19 protein-coding genes and 1 riboswitch are annotated in these 17,731 nt (G+C 46.3%); of the genes, 5 read left to right on the plus strand and 14 right to left on the minus strand.

Features of this window, described 5'->3' with window-relative positions; translation table 11 throughout:
• Positions 1 to 41: 41 nt before the first annotated feature.
• Positions 42 to 107: riboswitch (Fluoride riboswitch) on the minus strand.
• A 56-nt stretch (positions 108 to 163) separates the two neighbouring features.
• The gene (locus MZO41_RS08245) at positions 164 to 1,558 is read right to left on the minus strand and encodes a DHA2 family efflux MFS transporter permease subunit (protein ID WP_013355579.1); all 1,395 of its coding nucleotides are present in this window, start codon (positions 1,556 to 1,558) and stop codon (positions 164 to 166) included.
• Between the two features lie 163 nt (positions 1,559 to 1,721).
• Here MZO41_RS08245 and MZO41_RS08250 point away from each other — a divergent pair, with 163 nt between their 5' ends.
• Positions 1,722 to 2,171, plus strand: coding sequence for a MarR family winged helix-turn-helix transcriptional regulator (locus MZO41_RS08250; protein WP_003640626.1), 450 nt, complete (start codon positions 1,722 to 1,724; stop codon positions 2,169 to 2,171).
• A gap of 69 nt (positions 2,172 to 2,240) precedes the next feature.
• Here MZO41_RS08250 and MZO41_RS08255 read toward each other — a convergent pair whose 3' ends face one another.
• Together MZO41_RS08255 and MZO41_RS08260 are read right to left on the minus strand one after the other, a co-directional pair.
• Entirely contained in the window at positions 2,241 to 3,386 is a 1,146-nt protein-coding gene (locus MZO41_RS08255) for an ArgE/DapE family deacylase (protein WP_013355580.1), read from the minus strand.
• 120 nt (positions 3,387 to 3,506) lie between these two features.
• Positions 3,507 to 5,198, minus strand: coding sequence for an FAD-dependent oxidoreductase (locus MZO41_RS08260; protein WP_022637980.1), 1,692 nt, complete (start codon positions 5,196 to 5,198; stop codon positions 3,507 to 3,509).
• A 192-nt stretch (positions 5,199 to 5,390) separates the two neighbouring features.
• Here MZO41_RS08260 and MZO41_RS08265 point away from each other — a divergent pair, with 192 nt between their 5' ends.
• Positions 5,391 to 6,143 carry a DeoR/GlpR family DNA-binding transcription regulator gene (locus tag MZO41_RS08265; RefSeq protein WP_003646015.1) on the plus strand — a complete coding sequence of 251 codons (753 nt, stop codon included), beginning with the start codon at positions 5,391 to 5,393 and terminating at the stop codon, positions 6,141 to 6,143.
• 15 nt (positions 6,144 to 6,158) lie between these two features.
• Complete coding sequence (locus tag MZO41_RS08270; RefSeq protein WP_003640631.1) at positions 6,159 to 6,764, plus strand: NUDIX hydrolase N-terminal domain-containing protein; 606 nt, start codon at positions 6,159 to 6,161, stop codon at positions 6,762 to 6,764.
• 199 nt (positions 6,765 to 6,963) lie between these two features.
• Here the strand turns inward: MZO41_RS08270 and MZO41_RS08275 are convergent, their stop codons facing one another.
• From MZO41_RS08275 to MZO41_RS08325, 11 genes are all read right to left on the minus strand, one after another.
• Positions 6,964 to 7,365, minus strand: coding sequence for a Spx/MgsR family RNA polymerase-binding regulatory protein (locus MZO41_RS08275; RefSeq protein ID WP_003640632.1), 402 nt, complete (start codon positions 7,363 to 7,365; stop codon positions 6,964 to 6,966).
• Positions 7,366 to 7,530: 165 nt separating this feature from the next.
• Complete coding sequence (locus MZO41_RS08280) at positions 7,531 to 7,920, minus strand: YbgA family protein (protein ID WP_003644450.1); 390 nt, start codon at positions 7,918 to 7,920, stop codon at positions 7,531 to 7,533.
• 229 nt (positions 7,921 to 8,149) lie between these two features.
• Positions 8,150 to 8,782, minus strand: a complete 633-nt coding sequence (locus MZO41_RS08285) for an SDR family oxidoreductase (protein WP_013355583.1) — start codon at positions 8,780 to 8,782, stop codon at positions 8,150 to 8,152.
• Positions 8,783 to 9,216: 434 nt separating this feature from the next.
• The gene (locus MZO41_RS08290) at positions 9,217 to 9,531 is read right to left on the minus strand and encodes a hypothetical protein (protein ID WP_252129670.1); all 315 of its coding nucleotides are present in this window, start codon (positions 9,529 to 9,531) and stop codon (positions 9,217 to 9,219) included.
• An 11-nt stretch (positions 9,532 to 9,542) separates the two neighbouring features.
• Positions 9,543 to 10,883 carry an SWIM zinc finger family protein gene (locus MZO41_RS08295; protein WP_252129671.1) on the minus strand — a complete coding sequence of 447 codons (1,341 nt, stop codon included), beginning with the start codon at positions 10,881 to 10,883 and terminating at the stop codon, positions 9,543 to 9,545.
• A 159-nt stretch (positions 10,884 to 11,042) separates the two neighbouring features.
• Positions 11,043 to 11,711 carry an HAD family hydrolase gene (locus tag MZO41_RS08300; RefSeq protein WP_013355585.1) on the minus strand — a complete coding sequence of 223 codons (669 nt, stop codon included), beginning with the start codon at positions 11,709 to 11,711 and terminating at the stop codon, positions 11,043 to 11,045.
• Positions 11,704 to 12,312 (minus strand): sugar O-acetyltransferase, encoded by a 609-nt coding sequence (locus tag MZO41_RS08305; protein WP_003640644.1) that lies wholly within the window; start codon positions 12,310 to 12,312, stop codon positions 11,704 to 11,706. Before MZO41_RS08305 ends, MZO41_RS08300 begins: the two co-directional genes overlap by 8 nt.
• A 69-nt stretch (positions 12,313 to 12,381) precedes the next feature.
• Entirely contained in the window at positions 12,382 to 13,095 is a 714-nt protein-coding gene (locus MZO41_RS08310; protein ID WP_013355586.1) for a MurR/RpiR family transcriptional regulator, read from the minus strand.
• Between the two features lie 331 nt (positions 13,096 to 13,426).
• Entirely contained in the window at positions 13,427 to 14,281 is an 855-nt protein-coding gene (locus MZO41_RS08315) for an alpha/beta hydrolase (protein WP_013355587.1), read from the minus strand.
• A gap of 138 nt (positions 14,282 to 14,419) precedes the next feature.
• Positions 14,420 to 15,061: an NAD(P)H-binding protein gene (locus MZO41_RS08320; RefSeq protein WP_013355588.1), complete on the minus strand. Its 642-nt coding sequence runs from the start codon at positions 15,059 to 15,061 to the stop codon at positions 14,420 to 14,422.
• A 2-nt stretch (positions 15,062 to 15,063) separates the two neighbouring features.
• Positions 15,064 to 15,498: a DUF2255 family protein gene (locus tag MZO41_RS08325; protein ID WP_013355589.1), complete on the minus strand. Its 435-nt coding sequence runs from the start codon at positions 15,496 to 15,498 to the stop codon at positions 15,064 to 15,066.
• 214 nt (positions 15,499 to 15,712) lie between these two features.
• Between MZO41_RS08325 and MZO41_RS08330 the strand changes: the two genes are divergently transcribed.
• The gene (locus tag MZO41_RS08330; RefSeq protein WP_013355590.1) at positions 15,713 to 16,603 is read left to right on the plus strand and encodes a LysR family transcriptional regulator; all 891 of its coding nucleotides are present in this window, start codon (positions 15,713 to 15,715) and stop codon (positions 16,601 to 16,603) included.
• 175 nt (positions 16,604 to 16,778) lie between these two features.
• On the plus strand, positions 16,779 to 17,723 hold the full coding sequence (locus MZO41_RS08335; protein ID WP_013355591.1) for an NADP-dependent oxidoreductase: 945 nt from the start codon (positions 16,779 to 16,781) through the stop codon (positions 17,721 to 17,723).
• Positions 17,724 to 17,731: the final 8 nt, after the last annotated feature.

Here is a 17,731-nt window from a genome sequence, read left to right on the forward strand (position 1 = left end):
CCTTCTTAACCAAAAAGAAAAGACGTCTACTGTCTGAAAAACAAACAGTAGACGTCATCAAATTGATTATCAATTATTATGTGGCGAACGTCATCGCCGATTAACTTTTGAACAACTAAAGATTACACCTTCTCAAAACAATGTCAATCTTTTTATAACATTTTTATCGTTGACCAGCTTGACGCGTCTTCATTGCCAATATCATGGTCCCCAATTCAATCAGCACTAAAATCAGCAATAACCCCAACGCCATGGTTGACCCTAACGCTGTCCGATGCGCACTCGTTCCAGTCGTCTGTACTTGAACTAACGTGATAACGGCGGACACGACCGAAGTCCCAATGGCCCCTGCAAACTGCTGCATGGTATTGAACACGGCATTGCCATCAGCTTGATGCTCAGCTGACAACTGCTGTAAGCCACTCGTCATCGTATTACCCATGGTTAAGCCAATACCAATCATTAATAAAATGTAAATGGCTAAAATCAAACCGCCTGACAGGTGCATCCCCAACACCGTAAACAGTGCCATGGCAATAACCAAAATTGTTGAACCCGTTAGGACTGGTTTGGCTGCACCCAGACTGTCTAGAATCCGTCCACCTAGTGGGGCAAAAACAGCCCCGATCGCCGCGCCAGGTAGTACAAACAAGCCAGCTAACAAAGCACTCTTGCCGTTCACTAACTGGATGTAGTTGGGCAATATGAAAGCCAACCCGAGGGCACAGATTTGAACCAAAAAGTACGCCATTAAGTGCAAATCATAAGATTTTGTGGTAAAAATCGCCAGATTGATTAGCGGTTGTGCTGCTCGACGTGTGCGGATAACGAATCCCACAAGACCAATCATACCGACCACTAGCCAAGCCACAAAAATCAGTGGTTGCGTGGTAATCGTGGCTAACTTGCTAAATCCAATTGTAAAGCCAACGAATAAGAGGACGATCATCAGCCAACCGACCACATCAAATCCAACTTTAACTGTCGGCTGGGCTTGTCGAATCGCATATAGCCCTAACACAAGTGAAATCACGAGTACCGGGATTAGCAGTACGAAAATCCAATGCCAATCCATCCAACTAACGATCAAGCCCCCAAAAGTCGGCCCCAGTGCTGGGGCGATTGCGGTAATCAGCGTGCCAATTCCCATCAAGGTCCCTTTCTGCCGTGCTGGTGCCCAATCAATAATAATATTAAACATCAACGGTAAAGCAATCCCAGTTCCCATTCCCTGAATGATTCGTCCAGTGACTAAAACGGGAAAACTGGTCGCGGCCGCGTCAACGACCAATCCCAGTATAAATAATAAATTGGCAGTCACAAACAACGTTTTAGTGCGAAAGCGGCGTTTCAGAAACGCCGAAATTGGTACAATAATTGCGACTACTAACAAGTAAGCCGTGGTCATCCACTGGACCGTCGCCGTATTGAGTGCAAATTCTCGCATCAACTTAGGGAAAGTGATATTCATCGCAGTCTCCACGATCACCCCGCAAAATGAAAGTAATCCGGCAGCCACGATAGCGAGAATCAATTTGAGGTCAACACGTTTTTCCATACTTAAAATCAGCTCCTTAACCTATAGTTCGAATACGAACTAATTAACTATTTTAGCATACTATTCTAAAATTCAAAGTCCTATTTTAATTGACTTTTTAACAATTAGTTCTTATAATTCACTTTAGTTAGAACGAACCATAGCATCATTAAGGAGCCTACCCATGCAAGATTCATTAGGAATCATGATTAAGAAAGCGAACAATGCATTAGCCAGGGACTCAGACCATTATGCAAAATCACTGGGACTAACTGGCATGCAAATCAGTACGATCAACTTTATTGCCAACAATGAACAGCATCACGACCTCTTCCAACGGGACTTAGAATTAGAGTTCAATATTCGTAAAGCAACCTGTTCCAGCCTCGTTTCCAAAATGGAAGCCGCTGATTTACTCATTCGCGTGCCAGCAAAGGACGATGGTCGCTACAAACGACTACTCCTAACACCCAAGGCCCGCCAATTAGCCACCAAGATCGAACGTTTCTTTGAAACCAGTGAACAACGAATGGCGACAATTTTAGGGGTAAATACCGCCGAAACTTACGAAGCCCTGCGACAAATTGCCGTTGCTTTTTCAACACCGACCCATGCACCTGAAAATTGGTACTAACCATTCAAAGACCCGCTGACAGTCACTGACTGCTAGCGGGTCTTTGATTTTACGATCAATCAACACCGATTACTCGGCCAAAAAACGTGTAAACAGCTGTTGATAAATTGCAATAAAGTCATAAAACATCTGTTTTGGTAAACTTTCATTGACCTGATGTTGGGTCATATTACCCGGTCCATAAACCGCAAAGGGAAAATCGGCTGGTTGACGCTTAGCCAAATTAGAAGCATCGGTAATTCCCGGACTTGAGGCAACGACAACATCGCGGCCAGCATAGGGCTTGCCAATGGCCTGCACTAACTTTACTAACCGATTATCAGCCGTGGTTGCAATTGGTGACTCATTCATGATAGCGGTCATCTTAATGTCAGCACCTTGCTGATTATACGCTGCGATCAGGTCCGTTAATTTTTGGGTCACTTGGTCATTATCGTATTCCGGAATCGTCCGCACATTAACGAGTGCAGTCGCTAAATCGGGTAACGAATTTACTTGGTCCCCACCGTTTAACACGTCAATGTTAAATCTGACCGGTCCCATCTCGCCTGCCGGAATCGTTTCAAAATAGTCATTGGCTTCATTGAGTAATTTAATCAGCGGGACTAAAGCATTATAGCCGCGTTCGGGTGTCGAACTGTGTACCGCCTTACCCTTAGACGTCAATTTTAAGTCATAAGACCCCTTCTGCTCAGCCGCTGTTCCATAAACCGTTGAAGGTTCAGCAATCAGTAAACCAGCTGCATCTTGCATCGCCCCTTGTTGATAAAAGGCAGCTGAGCCAGCTTCACCAACTTCTTCGCCCATTGTCGCCAACAAGCGAATGGTGCCATGTTTAGGGCCACCTTGCTGCTGAATATTGATCATCGCAGCGACTAATGCGACTAAACCAGCCTTCATATCCGTGACGCCCCGACCAAATAACTGACCGGATTTTTCTACTAAGGTGAAAGGATCGGTGTCCCACGCCGCCAGGTCACCTGCCGCAACCACATCCATATGACCGGAAACCGCTAAAACAGGCTGCCCATGACCAATCTCTGCAACTAGATTTGCACGATCACCGGTAATGGGGTAAATCTTAGCTGAAATATCATACTTCGCCAACAGGGCTTGCAAATATTTTGCGACCGTCAACTCATGGTCGTTAACTGATGGAATCTTAATCACATCCGCTAGAATCTTAAGCGCTGCATCGTCTTCAATCGTTCGCATATTTTGCCACCAACTTTCTTATGATAATTTCAGTCTAACACTTCTGAACCTTCTATTTTACCCAATAGCCTCTGCTACGTTATCAAATTTTGTTGAAATTAATATCTTAGTTATCAATCATCATGTTCGTGTCAAAATTGAGGTTCGCCCCGTTGTCTGATCATTAAAATATTCATACTGAACTAGTTCGGCATACGACCCAGCAATGTTGACCACATTCGTATAGCCGCGCTGAAGTAACGCGCGGACCATATTGTAACTTCGCTGTCCAGTCTGGCAATGAATATAAACTGGCTGATTGGTCGGAATTTCCACTAAGCGCTGCCGAAACTGACTCAGTGGAATATTATGAGCGCCCTTGATGTGCCCATCAGCGTACTCTTGTGGTTCACGGGCATCGATGATAAACGCCCCCGCCAAGACCAGCTGTCGAACCTGCGTCACCGCAACCTGCTTAAATTCATCATTCAGGACGTTTTCCGCCACCAAGCCAACCATGTTGACGACATTTTTGGCGGTACTGACCCATGGCGAATAACATAATTCAACATCTGTCAGGTCACTGACTCGACCGTGCATCGTGATTAGACTAGCGATAATATCAATCGTTTTGTCAACGTCCGATTGACCAATGGCCTGCGCGCCCAAAATCTCACCGGTCGGATAACTGAATATCAACTTAAGAAAGACGGCTGTTGTCCCTGGCATCACGCTGACCCGATTCTGTGGTGCCACCGTTGCGAACCGATAATCAAGTTGCTGGTGCTCACACTCAGTAGCGTTCAGGCCCGTTGACGCCACGTTTAACGTAAAGACGTGAAGAACCTGCGATCCGATCACACCCTGATACTGTGGCGTCCGCCCGTATAAATGATCCACCATGTGTCGGGCCTGCATTTGTGCAGGAAATGCCAATGCTAGCCGCGTAGATTGACGTGTAAGCCGATTAGTCACTTCAATGGCATCACCCACCGCATAAATGTCGGCCACGGACGTCTGGTAACGATGATCAACCTTGATACCACCGGTCACGCCTAACGCACAACCCGCTTGAACCGCTAATTCAGTTACTGGTGTAACCCCGATTGCCACAATCACTAACTGGCTGGTCACGGCGCGTCCCGAGGCGAGCTGCACTTGTGTTGCATCAATGGCCGTCACTTGTTCTTGCAGTATCACCTGCACACCGTGATCGTATAGTTCCTTGTGTACTAGCTGAGCAAACTCGTCATCCAAAGTGCCCAAGACGTGTTCGGCAGCCTCAATGATTGTGATCTGATAGCCAGCCTGTTGTAAATTCTCAGCCATCTCTAGTCCGATAAAGCCGCCGCCAACAATCGTCACATCATGAACGTGTTGTTCAGTCAGATACGCTTGAATCGTTCGGACATCTTGAACATTGCGGACCGTTTTAACATTGGGCCGGTCGATTCCCGCAATCACTGCGGGTAATATCGGTCGAGCACCAGGTGAAAGAATCAGTGTATCATATGGGACGATCGTCGTTGCTACCTGTCCTTGCCGTTTGATCATCACTGTCTTAGTCTGCGCATCAATGGCGACAACCGTTGTATTCACTTGAACGTCAATATTGTACTGTTGCTCGAATTGCATCGGTGTCTTTAAAATCACGTCATCGGGCTGGTCAATCACATCACTGAATGTGTACGGTAAGGCACAATTGGAAAATGAGACATCCGGCCCCTTTTCAAAAATTGTAATCTGGGCGAACTCGTCCAATCGACGCACGCGGGCCGCCGCTGAAGCACCACCACCAACGCCACCAACAATGACCACTTTTTTCACTTTCATCTGAACCATCCTTTCGTAGGTATGCTGTAGCCCTGCCACTAATTAGCTTAATTTTAAGGGTTTCAAGGCGTAACCACAACATCAACGCCGATTAATTCAACCGTTTTCATTAATTGACGTCATTGGCTTTCTATTTAAGCTAAAATAAGTTAGTATGTGTTTAACACTTAAAAAAGCTTAAGGTGATCAATTATGAACCAAAAAACACGCTTAACATTGATTCTTGATGAATTAAAAAACCACCCATCACTGAGTTTAAAAGACATTATGCAATTAACGGGGACTTCACGCGACACTGCCCGGCGCGATATTGTCAAACTCGCAGCTCATAATTTGGCTGAACGAAACTACGGCGGCATTAGTCGGCCGAATACGTTTAATAAGCTAGATCAATACCTGGACCGGGATGATGACTTACTGCAAACTAAACGAGCCCTGGCCCACACTGCCAGTTCGTATTTACTAAATGATGCGTTATTATTTCTAGATATCTCAACCACCGTTGCCTGTCTACCACAATATCTCCAGTCCAAGCACCCCGGCATGATCGTTACGAATTCCCTTGACATTGCTGACCAGGCATTACGACATAGCAATTTTCAAACGCGTATCCTGGGTGGCACATTAGATGCACAACAACGGTGTGTTCAAGGCGCTGACAGCATTCTAGCACTACACAAATTTCGATTTACGACCACGGTCTTGAGTTGCGCTGGGTTGACCGCAGACGGCGTTTATTACGCTTACGAATCTGATATCGCTTTAAAGGAAACGTTACGCGCCCAAAGCGACCGGCTAGTGCTGTTGTTTGACCACACCAAGGTGAACGTCAGCCACAACTTCAACTTGCTAGCTCTCAGTGATTTTGATTACTTTGTGACTGATCAGCCACTACCGGATAACCTAGCTACTAAAATTGCACCTGATAAACTTATTTACCTTTAGAGGAGGATCATTAACATGCCATCTTCACTATTAACTACTCAACGAGCAATGTTAGCCCTGATTCAAAGCGGATTAGCCTACACGACTGACCCGTTCGACAAAGATCGCTATCAAAAGTTACAAACCTTATTGATTCAACAAATGGCCGCCGCTGCCAACGTCGCCACTGCTGACCTGACGGCTGCTCTAACTCAGGACTCTGGCTACATTACCCCCAAAATCGACGTTCGCGGCTTGATACGCCATGGTAATCAGCTACTACTCGTTCAAGATATTAAAACGAAACTATGGGCCTTACCAGGCGGCTTTGCTGACGTGGGCTACACGCCGACTGAAAATGTGCAACGCGAGGTGTGGGAAGAGACTGGCCGTCACGTCGCGGTTCAGGGGCTCATCACCGTTTTTGATACTGCTCTACGTGTCGATATTCCCCAACCATTTCAGTATTATAAATTGGTCTTTGCTTGTGAAATTACTGATGGCCAATTTGAGCCTAACATTGAGGTCGCCCAAACAGCCTACTTTACGCTCGACAACTTGCCACCGTTGTCCCAAAACCGGACAACCGAAGAACAGTTGGCACAGCTAATGGCATCTTCCACTACCATCACAGTCGACTAAATGACTGCTGAAGCGCCAAAAACATCCCGACTAGCCTGTCTGCTAGCCGGGATGTTTTTGTTTCTTTATGACGTCTTTCAATCAAGTTAGGCCGCTATTGGCATCAACAATTATGAAAAAGAGCGTCGGATTAACATTAATTTACATCAACCTAGTAATTACCATTTTCACAATATGGTGGACTTTAAGTCCCCTATCATTACATATCCACCAATCCAACTAAGGTTTGTTGAAAATTCAGTCGCCGAATATGCCGGGGAATGAATTGGCGAATATCATCATCATTAAAGCCTACTTGCAATTTATTACGACCAACAATAATTGGCCGCCGCAACAACTGGGGTTGTTCGCATAACAGCCGGAGCGTCTCATTGAATGACATATCTGGCAGCTTATCAGCAATTGCGGGATAACTTTGTGAACGGGTAGAAATAATATCTTCCAATCCATTCTCAGTTAGGCACAGAATTTGTTTTAACTCACTAACAGTAGGGGCTGCGCTACTAAAGTTCTTCTCCTCAAATGCAATATCATGATCCCGGAACCATTGGCGGGCCTTTCGCGATGAGTTACATCCTGCTTGCGTAAACAATTTAATCATAATTATTTCGCCTCCTTGATTAGTGTTTTTATTATGATAATTATAACTTGTTTATTATTGTATCAGGTTATTCATAACTTTGTAAAGACCTGAACGAAGTAATCGTAAAAAATTCATTGTTTTTTCATATTTATTATTGTTTAAATAATATAAATGTTATACGAATCACCGTTGATTTTCATGCTGATCAAACGCGCGCAGCAAGCGTGACGCCAGCAAATAAGCCACTTCGTACTTCACCGTCAACTGCCACAAGAACGGCCCAAGCTGATCGTGTGCCGGGGTTAAATTCGTTAGTAAATTCAAGTAACGTTGCTTCTCGGCCAGCGTACACTGCTTTTTAAAATAGCCCCAGACGTGCTGATAAGCCGTTGTCAACGTGGCTTTAGTTGGCGTAATTTGTTCGGCTTCTGCTAATAATTGTTGGTAGCGTTCCTGTTTTGCAGCTGACCAATCATTGTGCCGAGCTAATTGTCGGATGGCATTATAATGCTGCTGTGAGTGTGCCATGACCCAGTACTTTTGGTAAGCCCAATCTTGTTGCCATTGTGACATTGCTCCCATCTCCTCAATCTTTTGATGAATTTACAAATATTGTACCGTCTGGCTCAGAAAAATAGAACCAATTTACATTAGTACACTGGTAACAGTCGTAAGTTTTGAAACTTAGCACAAAAATGGCGATAGCCCAGTTACCCGTTGGTGCAACTTAGCTATCGCCATCAAAACTTATATTTTATGAGTACTACTGTTGTCAATTAAAGTTGATCAGCCAGAACTGATGTTACTTTTCGCCTGGCCGAGCTGAGATCATGAGCTCACGTTGCGGATAATCTTGTGGATGTTCCAACATATCGGTGATCAATGTCGCCAATGAGAATAGACTAAGTGGCCCACCGCTAACAGCATTTCCAGCTGGTTCAACAATTAATTGATCCGCTTCATCATTGTACTTGAAAAAATGACAGGCTAGCAATGTATAGTCCAAATCACTATTCCTGATGACTGCGGCCCCGGCCTTTTGCCCCGCCACATAGGTCGTCTCAACTTCACGACTAAACCCAAACTCGCGGTGGGCTAAGGTGTACATTGCTTCTGAAATCTGATCATAGTTGATTTGAAACTGGGTCGTCCAAAATAGCCGTTTGACCCCAACTGCATCCATCGCTTGCACCAATGCCGTGGCAAACTGCGCCGCGTGGGTAATGCCCACCGTTGAGAATACGACGTCAATCCCTCGCAGCGCACGTTTTAAATCATCAACATTGCTCGCATCCCCGATTAACTGCGTGGCTAACGAGACATCATGCTCATGTCGGTGATGATCCAACAAAGTCACGTGGTGCTGCGGCATCACGGCCACTCGACGATACACTTCATACCCCAATTTACCCGTTCCAATAATCAAAATATTCATTACTGATCACGTCCTCACATCACTCGCTAATTTATTCGTAGCAACGGCCGAACCACAAATGACGCCAACAGCGCATATCCACACCCTATGGTTAATCAGTTCGGTCGCTTAAGGCTTATTATACCGGTTCCAAGATGATAATTCGGTCATTATTTAAACTTAATTGTGATTCGATGACTGATTAGCCTTATTTTGAATAACAGGGTCAATGACAGCCACCGGTCAGCCCTGAGTACGGATAGCTATTAATAACTTTGAAATAAACTAATGTCCTACCATTTTATCTTGGCCAGGATGACCAAGGCCCAAAGACAATTTATTATGCCCGCAGTTGGCTATGAAAAAAGCACCGCTAAGTTTGGGGTAGGAACCGATCCTAAACTTAGCGATGCGACTTAACTCTGTTCGCGATTGCTGCGCCAACTAACGATCAATTACCAGTTTAGCCGCGAAAGCTCATCCATCATTGCTGAACGCCGCGGATATTGTTGCTGCCAATCATGTACAATCGCCTGCACGGTCGATTTACCAGCCGGGTAAGCAAGCATCCGTTTCAATATGCCAACTAATTGTTGATACTTTCGCCGAGTTCCAGTAGTAGTAGCCATTTTCCGCACTTCATGATCATATTTCGCTAATAGCAGATCTGAAAAACGTGGTTTCAATAACGGCTCATAGATCCGTAAATCCCAGAGTCCGTCTGCGGCCACGACCGCTTTTAATAGCGGGTTCAATAAGTTTTCTTGCACGTACAGTGGTTTCAATTCTTCGCGATCGCTGTCAACAGTTGCTCGCGAACCGCCGGCCAATCCGTGGTCGGGTAACTCTGCTTCAACTCTGAAAATAGCATCTCCTCCGCTGGCGCATATTCAGTCAGCAATTGCCATAATTCCTGACGATACAGTTGCTGTTCACCTAATTGCTGATAAGCGTCCTTTAGTTGGCGACTAAGTTTCGCTAACATGCTGGGATCGTCCGTGACCAACTTTTTACCATCCTTTAGCAATTGGACCGCGTGCGCCTCATCTTGATGTTGAAGACAGAACTGGCTATAAAACAAGCGAACTTGCGGTATCGCCAAGTTAGCGCCACAAAATTTAATAATTTGCTTATCAGGCACATGAGCCGCAGACATCATTTGTAAATAGTGCTTTAGCCATTTTTTTATCTGCCAGTCATAGTCCCAGAGATCCGGGTGTTTTTGCACCGCACGGAACCGCTTAGCGGTATACACCAGCTTTGCATCAATAAACGCTGGCGTCTTGAAATATGTGAATAATAAATCGTCAAGCGTATCTTCAATAATATTCAACGACTTCGTTAATTGTTTGCATAACCAATCAAACACCTGCTGCTGCACATCCGCGTCGGCTTTTGTTAAGACAGCTTCCCACAAGTCGTCACTAGCACTCATGATCATCATGATCTCACCATCGGAATCATCAATGTCGACGTGGTCGATTTTAAGCATCAGATGCGCTAAGATTTGAAATACCAAACCATACTCGCCGTGATCGACCAACGGTTGCACCTCTTCTTTTAGGAGAGTTAAGGCCTCATCACCGAAGTCCGTCGCCGCGTCATAATCGATAAAACCACCGCCATCCGCGTTTGTGTCAAATAAATCATCAACACTCGCGAGATATTCAGGTAAATCTGTCACAACATTAGTCTCACCCATGACCGTCCGGAACAGCTGGACGAGATGCTTGTCATGGGCCAACACCACACTCAAAAAGTCCCGGACTTGCCGATCAGTAGCCCGCTCAACCAGCTTAGTGGCAGTCTGTTCAAGACTGTCGAAACTAGTTGGTGCTTTGGAAACTTGCTGTTGACTGGCAGGTTTATCAGCCGCCATCGCTTGGTACAAAACGGCCGCCATGTGCTTGCAGTACGGATGACTATTGTCATACGGACACTCACACGCGCCACCGTGAAAGTCACCATTAGCGAGATCAATCACCACGCCATAGTCCTGCGTGCCCGTAACCATTGCCGTAATTTGTGTTTTGGTCCGTTTTAAATCAGTGACATACCCCTGTAAGTAATAATCGTACCCACGTTCAGCGATTGCCGTTGGAAAATAGTCTTCCCAGTCCATATTGTCACTCCCGTTAACTCGTTTGTCCTAACCATACTGCGGTATGGCGGATTGGGCAAGACCCGGCAAGCAATTTCTCACCATATCACTCAATACCGACCCTCATTTAGCATACGCCGTGTCATAACTTTATCTGTTGACACTAAAAAGCTTGTTTTTTCACCGTGGTTTGTGGCTCATTGGCCGCACCAATCCATGACCAAGTCGCCGTTGCAAGTAGACCCACAACTGCTCGAGCGAAGTAAACACGATCTGATCGCTGGCTTCAACAATTGGCTGATTAGGATCCCACGCCGCCGTCAAACATTGCACCCCGGCCGTATCAGCTGCTTCAAAATCTGAGCGAGTATCGCCAACGTACAAGAGTTCCGCGGCGTCTAACGACTTAGTGCGCATCAATTGTCGCAGATTGTCAGCTTTATTAGGTCGACACTCAGAACCATACAACCGCGTGGGGAAATAGGACGTCAGGCCAGTCACGTCCAAGGAAATTTGACAACTCTTAGCCGCCTTACCCGTAATCAGAGCTAGCGCCATCCCTTGCTGCTGCAACAGTTCTAAAAGTGTGACGATTCCCGGATACGGTGCTGACACCCGTAAATGTGCGCGAGCGTATTCTTGATAAAAGGCGGCCAAAGCGACCGGCCACCGTTGACCAGCCACTGCTTTGACCATCCCAACCTCATTTAGCCCAAACGTCTGGACGATAGCTTGCTTGGTCAGTTCGTGCTCAACGTACGGTGCAACGCTACGACGAAAGACGTCAATCACCATTGGAATCGTCGGCGCGAGCGTGCCGTCAAAGTCAAAGGCGATCATCTTAAGCATGCGGTTCACCTTGATTAATCTGCCGAATCACACGACAAGGATTGCCTACCGCCAACGAATTAGCTGGAATGTCTTTGACGACCACACTACCGGCACCAATCACGGATCCCCGACCAATTGTCACGCCGGGAATAATAATCACGCCACCGCCAATCCAACAGCCATCCTCGATTGTGACTGGCCGCGCTAACGTCTGGCAAAAATACTGATCACTATCTGGCTGCCAGTCCGCACGTAAACGTTCATGCAGTTCGACCGGATGGGTAGCCGTATAAATTTGAACATTTGAGGCAATCAAGACATTATTGCCAATGGTAATCCGATTACAGTCGATCAAGGTACAGTTCATATTGATTGAAACATTCTGACCAATCGAAATATTACACCCGTAGTCACAAATAAATGGGCTCCCCACCGAAACATTCGATCCAATCTTGGCAAACATAGCCTGCAATATCGTACGTTTCTCACTTTTTTGGTCATAGGCGAGCTGGTTATACTGGCTTAAAAGTTGCCGTGTACGCCGTTTTAGCTCTAAAAATACTGGTGCGTGTGCATCATAGGTCTGACCGCTCAAACTCCGCTGTCGTTCATCCATCATTAAGCACCCTTTCACTTCCAAGCTTAAAAAACGAATCGTTACTATTCAAGTCACGATTCGTTTCTTTAGTTATAGTCGTTTCGCTAAGGTCTCAATCACATAGACCACGGGGACCTGGGTCGTTATATTATAATTACCATTAATTCTCTGGTGAGCCAATTGATATGAAAAATTCCAATCGGAAAGCTTCGCTAGCGTGGATTGGGACTGGTTAGTAATGCTTAAGACTGCGCACCGGCGTTGTTGAAAATGCTGAACAAGTGCAATTAGTTCTGGGGTTTCGCCACTCTCAGATAACGCAAAAACGACCGTATCGTGAATCTCAAAAGTATTCACTGGATAATTACTATCCTCAAGTCCAAACGCAACCTTACCAGCGTTGGTAAAACAGCGCGCGGCATAGCGGGCCAAACTTCCTGAGGAACCAATGCCGACAAAAATAACCAGCGTGGCTCGACGCAAATACGTGAGCGCTGGCATCAACTTACGTTCATACGCGCTAGAATTAGTTTTTGCAAAAAAGTGTGCTAGCTCACTGACGTCGCTCTTGGGCTCGTAGGTGGACAACTGTTGTTGTTCACTTTTAAGAGCCCGTTTAAAATCACGATAACCTTCGAACCCATTTTTAAGACAAAAACGCAAAATCGTCGAGGTCGACACGTGCAACTCGTGAGCTAACTCACGAATGCTCATGTAGCCGACCCTATCCATATTATTAATAACGTACCTGTAAATTTCCACATCAGTTTCATTATATTTTTCGAGCTGCTCATAACTAAACATCCGCCACTACCCCCCACTCCAATAATCCGTTGCTTGGTCACCATAATGACCTGGTTTGTTCGACCCTCATTAGTCATACAATCGATTGGACGCGCGACTACTATCAATAGCCTACTATAATCAGCCACTCTGATCGCGCTAGCAAACGACCAACACCGTTACCAGTAATCAGTCTTTATCTATTTAAGCGCGAATACCCCGTCATTACAAGTTGGTAGCAACCAAAAAACTAGGCTAATCACTGACAAACGTCAGCTGACTACCCCAGTTTCTTTAACGTCAATTTTAAAAATGCGAACTCGCCAGTGCCTGTCCATCAGACTGCCCCACTTTAATGTGTGGGCCATAAAAAATCAATCAGTAACCGGTCGACCTGCGCATTTTCATGTAACTGGCTGTGTTGCGCATGTTTCCCAGTAATCTTAACCTCGCGATAAGAACGCGCACGCGCCGCAACTAAGTACCGTAAAGAGCGTGATGAAGCGTTACTGACGGACCCATCCGAATGCGTCCCATCGCCCTTATCGCCATAAATATTAAGGACTCGTACTTGCTGACGTGGATAAACCCGCCGCAATCCTAATAACTGGCGGTAGGCCGGTCGCAATTTATTCGGTCGTCCCGCAGCATTCAACGTCATCTGGTTAGGGCTGTCGTCCATGCCTAAAATACCATTGAAATGTCCAGCAATTGCGACTTGTTGCCTAAGCTGCGGCAACCGCTCATTTTGCGCATTCGCCAATAGATAATAGGTAATCGCCATATTACCCATGGAATGACCAACCATGTTAAACGACGTGATGCCATAAGTTCGTTGGAGCGCCACCACCACATTTTTTGCCCAGCGGCCCACGGTTGGATAATCTGAAGACCGGTTATTAGCAAAGTTCACTTCGACAATTGGTCGATAATCACCTGATCTAAAGTGGCCTTTCAAAGTCACCGTCCCGTTTTTAGCAACCATTGCGCGTACAATAGTTTGTGTTTTGCCGGCTTTAACGATGGCATCTGCCATGTGCGTCTCAGCATGGTAACTACTGCCCCACCCATGGAAAAACAGTGTTGGAATGTAGCGATGCCCCTGAGTCGTAACCGGTTTAGTCACCCCGGTCGTCTCTGCACGACCACAACCAACTAATAATAGCAACAGGCCTGCTATCAGCCCCCATAATCGTATTCTTTTCAATAACTTTCCCCTGAATTCTATTTAATAATCTATTCACTGTTAGTTCGTCATTTAAATTTGTGCTACCTCGCATCGGAAGGCGTTGTCGTCTGAGCGTTAACGCCTATTTTAGCATTCAATCAAGGCTCATGACAGGAATTACAACCAACTAGGCCGGTCACCCACCGTACCAGGTTTATCGACCCCTAAACTGACACGCTGATAATTTTCAGGATGCGCCATTAATTTAAAGACTAAATCGGCAACACTTGCTCGTGATACCTCAGTTCCTTTAAAAGGTTCTGCGCCAGTCGTCAATTCATAATCAATTTCGGCAACATCCGTTAGCCAGGCTGGTCGGATCTCCGTATAAACCAGTTTGGAAGCACTAAGCAACCTCGCTGCTTCTCGAAAACCGGGTAGGAAATCGGCAATGGCTTGTTCGTTCCACGCGCCAAATTTTCCTGGCACCTCATGATGGGCGCCGAGTGCGCTAATGAAGATCAACCGTTGCCGCTGAGTTCGGGCCATTGCGGCCAAAATGCTCTTCGTCTGGGTTGCTAGATCAGTCCCACCAACATTGGAATAGACTATGTCCACCGGTGCCATTGCTGTGGCAAGTTCATCCGTATCAAGCACGTTGCCATCAATCAGCGTGACCCGTGGTTGCTCCCGATACTGGGCTAAACGTTCCGCTCGACGTAAGAACAATACCAGTTCATCGTCAGTTTCTGCTAATAACCGTTGCGTCAGCTTCCTGGCAATCCCACCATTAGCACCAATAATCATTATTTTAGTCATTTCTATTCACCTTTCTTAGATATTCGTGGCATCACTTGGACCGTCGCCTGCCACGGCCCACTTGCCAACATCGGCATTAAATACGGACTACCGGCATATTTTTGTCGATAAGCTTGGTCAATCTGGTTATTTAACTGCTCATCACAAATGGGCACAAAATTCACCAGATAATTGCTCTCGGCCAAGTGAATCCGACCAGCCCTTTGGGTTACGGCCGATCGATACCAGCGTGAGCGCGGACCGTTCCAAGCACGGATAAATAGTTGCTGCCCTACCACGACCGACCAAATCCAGGTCGGCGTCCCGTATGTCTGCCCATCACTGTAAAATGGGGAGACTTGGAAATCATCCGCCGTGCTAAAAGCGGCTAACTGTGCTCTGGACCACTGTATCGTGGTTGCAGTGGTTGACACTACGGGCTGATTACTTTTGTTCATCGTTAACATTCCTCCATTCCGGCAAAATAGTGGTGCTTAATTCAGAGCATTTCGGTTAAATGGTGCACTACCTTGATGCTTTACACGTTGTTCTCTGAAAACCAACTATTCTGCACTAACCTCAAGCTTCATCTTAAAGCTTGACAGTGACCATGTCGAATGCTTATATGGTATCTGGAATTATACTTAATTGTAATAGAAAGAAGTGTTTTAGATGGAATTACGAGTTCTACGTTATTTTCAAGCAGTGGTCGCCGAGTTAAATATCAGCCGGGCTGCTGAACGCTTACACGTCTCGCAGCCAACAATTTCACGACAATTAAAGGATTTAGAGGATGAACTGGGCGTGACCCTATTTGAACGCAATGGCCGTCATATCAGTCTCACGAGTAGTGGCGAATACTTTGCCACGCAGGCGAACCAAATCATCGCCTTAGCCGATAAGACGCTTGCCAACATTAATACAGCCAAAGAAATCAGTGGCACGATTGAATTAGGGAGTGCCGAGATGCGCAGTTTTTTGACGATTGCTCAGTCAATTAAGAAACTACAACAACAGTATCCGAAAATCAGGATCAACGTGACGAGTAGTAACGCGAATCAGATTCGAACCAACCTCAAAACCGGGAACTTTGACTTTGGAATCGTCACGGAACCAACTGACAAACACGACTTAAACTTTATCCATCTGCCTGGAGAAAGTCGCTGGGGATTACTGGTTCCGCGGCATTCGCCGCTAGCTGACCATGATCACATTAGCTTAGCTGATCTTGAAGGCCAAAAGATCATTGTTTCTGCACAACACGGCACGATCAATCAACTTCAGGATTGGTATGGTGAAAGCACGCCCAAATTCACCATCGTCGCCACTTATAATTTACTCTACAATGCCTCGTTATTAGTTTCTGCGGGCGTCGGGTACGCGCTGGGGATTGATGGCATCATCAATACGAACCAATCCGATTTGATTTTCATCCCACTAACACCTCGAATAACTGCCCGCACTAGCCTAGTCTGGACTAAGGGCCAACGCTTGTCGGAAGCCGCCAAGACTTTTTTAACGCAACTGGCGACAGACCTGGAGCAACCAGTGCCTACTGACTGACGGTATTGTCATCAGCAACGACTCAGCTTGCACCAATAACCACAACACACTTCCCAATTGATGGCTGCTGAAGACGACGCACATCTATTTCACGCTAGTTCGAACTAAATAATTGAATTGAGCACAACTAAAATGCTAAGCTAGGTTATTCAGTTTCAGGGAGGAATTATTTAAAATGAAAGCAGTCATTATTAATCAGTACGGTGGGCCGGAAGAACTCCAGATGGCCACTATCGAACGTCCCAGCATTGATCAGGACGAGGTCTTAGTCGCTGTTCAGGCAACGAGTATCAACCCCATCGATTGGAAAGCTCGTCAAGGGTTGCTTAAGAGCATGTTTGACTGGCAAATGCCAGTTGTCCTTGGTTGGGACGTCGCTGGGACCATTATTGAGGCTGGCGCGGCCGTGACCAACTTTAAGGTTGGTGATGAAGTCTTTGCCCGCCCAGACATTTATGCGGATGGCCGGCGCGGGACCTACGCTGAATATGCCGCAGTCAAAGAAGACAAGTTAGCACTAAAACCAGCTAGTCTGTCCTTTGAACAAGCCGCTGCCTTGCCGTTAGCGGGGCTAACTGCTTACCAAGTCATACATGACCAATTAAAGATTCAAGCTGACGAGAAAGTCTTAATTCAAGCCGGTGCCGGCGGAGTTGGTTTAAATGCCATCCAGATTGCTAAGTACCTCGGTGCCGAGGTTGCGACCACTGCGAGCGCCAACCACCATGCGCTGTTGAAACAAATCGGCGCTGACCACGTCATTGATTATCACACGACGGCTATTCAAGATGTCCTTACAGACTACGATGCCGTCTTTGATACCATTGACGCCATTGATGAGGGCTTGGCAATCTTAAAGCCCACTGGCCGACTCGTGACGATTGACGGGCAACCAACGGCGGCTCAAAAGTCCCAAGGCCCCACTGTCTCCAGCTGGTGGTTACAACCCAACGGCCGGGAGTTAGCCATCTTGGGGCAGCTCGCCGTTAAAGGACACTTACAAGTCATCATCGACCAAGTCTTTCCGTTTAGCACAGCTGGTCTCCAAGCCGCCCACCGGTATAGCGAAAACAGCCATAGTGCTGGCAAGCTCATCATCAACGTCGGCACTGAAGCTTAATACGGTAT

The sequence above is a fragment of the Lactiplantibacillus sp. C232 genome (assembly GCF_023806725.1).
GTDB lineage: Bacteria > Bacillota > Bacilli > Lactobacillales > Lactobacillaceae > Lactiplantibacillus > Lactiplantibacillus plantarum.